General features: G+C 61.2%; 4 protein-coding genes. 2 read left to right on the forward strand and 2 right to left on the reverse strand.

Translation table 11 applies throughout. The features are described 5' to 3' along the window. The coding region (locus SGJ19_23260) for a VCBS repeat-containing protein (GenBank protein ID MDZ4783176.1) at window positions 1-293 on the forward strand (293 nt) is incomplete at its 5' end. 44 nt (window positions 294-337) lie between these two features. Here the strand turns inward: SGJ19_23260 and SGJ19_23265 are convergent. Continuing rightward, window positions 338-1,132: a Bax inhibitor-1/YccA family protein gene (locus tag SGJ19_23265; GenBank protein ID MDZ4783177.1), complete on the reverse strand. Its 795-nt coding sequence runs from the start codon at window positions 1,130-1,132 to the stop codon at window positions 338-340. A gap of 169 nt (window positions 1,133-1,301) precedes the next feature. Further along, entirely contained in the window at window positions 1,302-2,672 is a 1,371-nt protein-coding gene (locus SGJ19_23270) for a hypothetical protein (protein ID MDZ4783178.1), read from the reverse strand. Window positions 2,673-3,031: 359 nt separating this feature from the next. On the opposite strand from SGJ19_23270, the gene SGJ19_23275 reads away from it, so the two are divergent. After that, window positions 3,032-3,895, forward strand: a complete 864-nt coding sequence (locus SGJ19_23275; protein MDZ4783179.1) for a motility-associated protein — start codon at window positions 3,032-3,034, stop codon at window positions 3,893-3,895. The last annotated feature ends 144 nt before the right edge of the window (window positions 3,896-4,039 follow it).

A 4,039-nucleotide genomic window follows, 5' to 3' on the forward strand; every position in this document is an offset into this window, starting at 1 on the left:
AGCGAGCCGGCGGCAGCGGACGCCGTAAGCTCTGCGCCCAAGATTGGGATGGCGATGGACGTTTCGATTTACTCGTGAATTCCACCAATGCGGACCTGCTAAAGCAAGTCGACGCCCGCGACGGCGTTTGGGTGTTCCGCAATGCCGGTGCAATCGCCAAACAGAACATCGAAGGGCATGATGTCAGCCCGACGGTCGTCGACTTCGACGGTGACGGAATTCCCGATTTCCTGGGCGGCGCCGAGGACGGCCGATTTTACTTCCTGGCCAATCCGCGGTCACCGCGGCGATAAGTCCGCTCCAATCTCGCGAGTGGCTACCGATGAATGCGCGCCAACTAATCTCGCCCCCGCAGCTTTACCAGTAGCCGCAGGATCTCCAAGTACAGCCAGACCAGCGTGACCAGCAGCCCGAAGGCGCCGTACCACTCCATGTACTTGGGCGCGCCGCTCTCGCAGCCCTTCTCGATGAAGTCGAAATCTAGCACGAGGTTCAACGCGGCGATCACGACGACAAACAGCGAGAAGCCGATGCCGATCCATCCGCTTTGAAAGAACGAGGAGAAGATCGTGATTCCGAAGAAGCCCATCACCATCGTCGCCAAATAAAAGATCGCGATCCCGCCGGTTGCCGCGACCACGCCCAGCTTGAAGTTCTCCGTGGCCTTAACCAACCGAGTGGCATAGGCGGTCAGCATTGCCGCTAATGTACCGAATGTCAGTGCGATCGCAGGCACGACAACGCCGGGGTACATGTTCTCGAACAAGGCGGAAACGCCTCCCAAGAAGAATCCTTGGGCCACCGCGTACAAGGGTGACGTATAGGGAGAGATCGCCGGCTTGAAGATCGTGATCATCGCCAAGACCAGGCCCCCGATCGCGCCACCGATCATGAACTTGTAGACGATGGGGGGAGCGGCCGCGAGTTGGCTCGCGCCCTCAACGGCTTCGGCGGTAGGCGCCGTATTGATCGCCGTCATCGTCTGTCCCCAGGTGAAGCCGGCGGCGATCACTAACAGCGACAACAGGATGCCCGTCTTGATCACGGTCCCCTGCAAAGTCATCGATGCGCTCGCGGAAGCGTCGTGAATGTTGAAAACGGCGTCGCTGAGTGCGGGGTTGCTGGTTCTCATCGGGAACTCCTCGGTAGGTTCGTGGTTCGATTAAGGCGTCCGCGGCACAAGTCGCGTCACCAAGGTGTTTCTTATCGCATGCAAATTCGGTCGCGAAAGTATAGCTCACGGAAGTATATGCCGTTGGAGTTGAAACAACCACGGCATCGGGGCCGATTTCACGTTTCGTCTACGTTTCCTGGCATTGCCGCAGCACGTCGAGCATCGCCGCGCAGATCGCCGGCCCCGATTCCGCCACGAACGGAAACTGGTTGCAGTACTTCGGCGATTGGTAGGCCGCATACGTCCGGCGTTCGATATCGTACACGTCGGGCAAGTAGCCGATCCGGCCGTTGGCATAGCAGGCGATCATTAGCTCTGCTGCCCGCCCGCACTTCTCAGCGAACTGCTGACGCACGTCCTGCGCGAGCGTCGTAAAGAACTCCGACGAGTTCGCCACAATGCACAACTCGCCCAGCCGCAACGCCTGCACTTCGGTTTCCAACCATTCGGGTCGCGTGTCATAGTCCGCAAGCATCTGGTCGGTCCACTCGATATGGAAGCGGGCCATCGAACGAACGGCTTTGTGCTCGTCGCCACCGTGCCGCGCGACCATGTCCAGCGGCCGATTGGTCATCGCCCGGCCGATGGTCTCCTGCCAGCCTGAAATGTCTCCACTGGCCATGCGGCGCAGCGCCTCCGCACGATCGTGGTCGATCTCCTCATACTGCCAGCGGCGCGTGGGAATTCTGGCTAGCTGGCTCATCGCGGCCACGACGGGATCGTCAATCGGCCGCGCCGCCGATTGCGCGGCCAGCGCTGTTTTGGCCACGCGCCGTGCGGGCTCCTGGCACCGCTCGGGGGTCGAAAACTCCGGCAGAAAGTTCACATCGCCGCACGCGCCTTGAACATACATAGCTGTAACGCCGGGCAACGCGGCTTCAATGTGATCGCAAACTTCGCCCGGGACATCACGGGTGACGTCGAAGGGACGCAGGATCGTGTGTACGCAGGGATGCGCCTGGAAGTTCACCACCATCGCCAGCGGACGACCGTCCGTGCGATCGAGCCGCAATGTCGTGAGCCGGGTGTCGACGGGTCCGCCGGCGCGAGTGCGATTGTACGTCATGCCGGCAAGGTCGCCGTGCGCGATGCTGGCCCGCACCGGCTCGCGCTTGTGCCAGGCCACGATCGCCGCGGTGGCCGCCTGTCGGCTAGCCCAATCTTCGTAAACCGGATCGCACGCGCCCGCGCCCAGCAATCCGCCCGCCGCGGGTGCGTTGTGACTGTGCGAGCAAGTAATCAAGATGGCGTCCGGCGCGATGCCGGTGTGCGCGTGAACCAAGCTGCGGGTTTGATCGGTGAAACGCCGGTCGACGACCATCAGATCGACCGCGACCAGCGCCGCGGTGCGAGAACCATCGTCGCAAACCAGAGCCGTGGCATGCAGGTCATCGTGGATTCGCTGCCAGCGGCGCTCGATGTAGTAGCCCCAGCCGGTCAGCTCGACGCCCCAGTAGGGCGTGATCGTCGCGCGCGAAATTCCGGCGGATAGGGGCACGACATCAACCCAACGGCAAGTGTTGAATTCAGACCACAAACGGGGGCCCAGTGCGGGCCCGCCGCCTCGCTGCCAATCATAACGACTGCCGCCGTCGGCACACCCGTCATAAGCCGGTAAGGCAGACGTAACTACAATCCCCAAAGCCAGTTACGGAATGGAAAATAGACCGAGCCTCAGGCTCGTTCTGCGGTCGCCGCGCGTGGACCGCAAGCTATGTTTACCTGGAGCAACATCTTAGATCGGTCAAAAGGCCGCGTGCATTTTTTACTACCCGCCTCGCCCGACAGGCGCCCGCAGCGGGGCATCGGGCGTGCGGGCGAAGCTGCCTATTGATCGGTCCGTCGCCGGAGTTCGTCATGATCGTCTTCGTAGGCCTCGTTGTCGTGTTCGGTTCGGTCCTTGGTGGATTCACCATGGCCGGCGGGCACGTCGGCGCGCTCATTCACCCTTCGGAGCTCATCACGATTGGCGGCGCCGCGCTGGGCGCCCTAATCATCATGTCGCCAAAAAAGGTGCTGATCGATTTGATGCACGGCATGATCCAGACGATCAAAGGGTCGCCGTACGGTAAGAAGGCCTACGACGAACTGTTCCGCGTAATGTACGAGTTAGCGCGGTTATCGCGCGTCAACGGCATACTGGCGCTGGAACCGCACGTCACCGATCCGCACTCCAGCACCATCTTTCAAAAGTATCCAGGCATCGCCAAGAATCACCACGCCACGGGCTTGATTTGCGGGCTGTTGTCGCCGGTGATCGACGGCGCCATCACTCCCGACAAAGTGCCCGAGCTGGCCGCCGCGGAACTGAAGGCGATCGAAAATGAGCATCACGGGCCGCTCTTCGTGTTGACGAAAACCGCCGACGGCTTGCCGGGGTTCGGCATCGTGGCCGCCGTGTTGGGCATCGTCGTGACGATGGCCAACATCGATGGACCGGTCGAAGAAATCGGACACAGCATGGGCGCCGCATTGGTCGGTACGTTTCTAGGAATTCTGATGTCGTACGGAGTATTCGCTCCACTGGCCGCGAAACTCGAATTCCTAGGACACGAAGAGATGGCCTTTTTTCACACGGTCGCCGCCGTTGTCGAGGGGATCGTCGGTAATCAGGCGCCTAAAGTTTGTATCGAGATGGCTTGCCGTGGATTGAGCAGCGACGTTCGTCTCGACGGCGAAGAGCTCAAGGAGCTGTTCTCGGCGGTCGAAAAGGCGGGGTAAGGTTCCGCACATGAATAACCTGTTCAATTTGCCACGGATTGAACACAGCCCGGCGTAGCCGGAACCAACAAAAAGGGGTCGGCGAGTCGTTGTCGGAAGCCGGTCCTGCGAACGGCCGAGTCGCGCCGGCGACAACGAGTCCCG

Source organism: Planctomycetia bacterium, from assembly GCA_034440135.1.
GTDB lineage: Bacteria > Planctomycetota > Planctomycetia > Pirellulales > JALHLM01 > JALHLM01.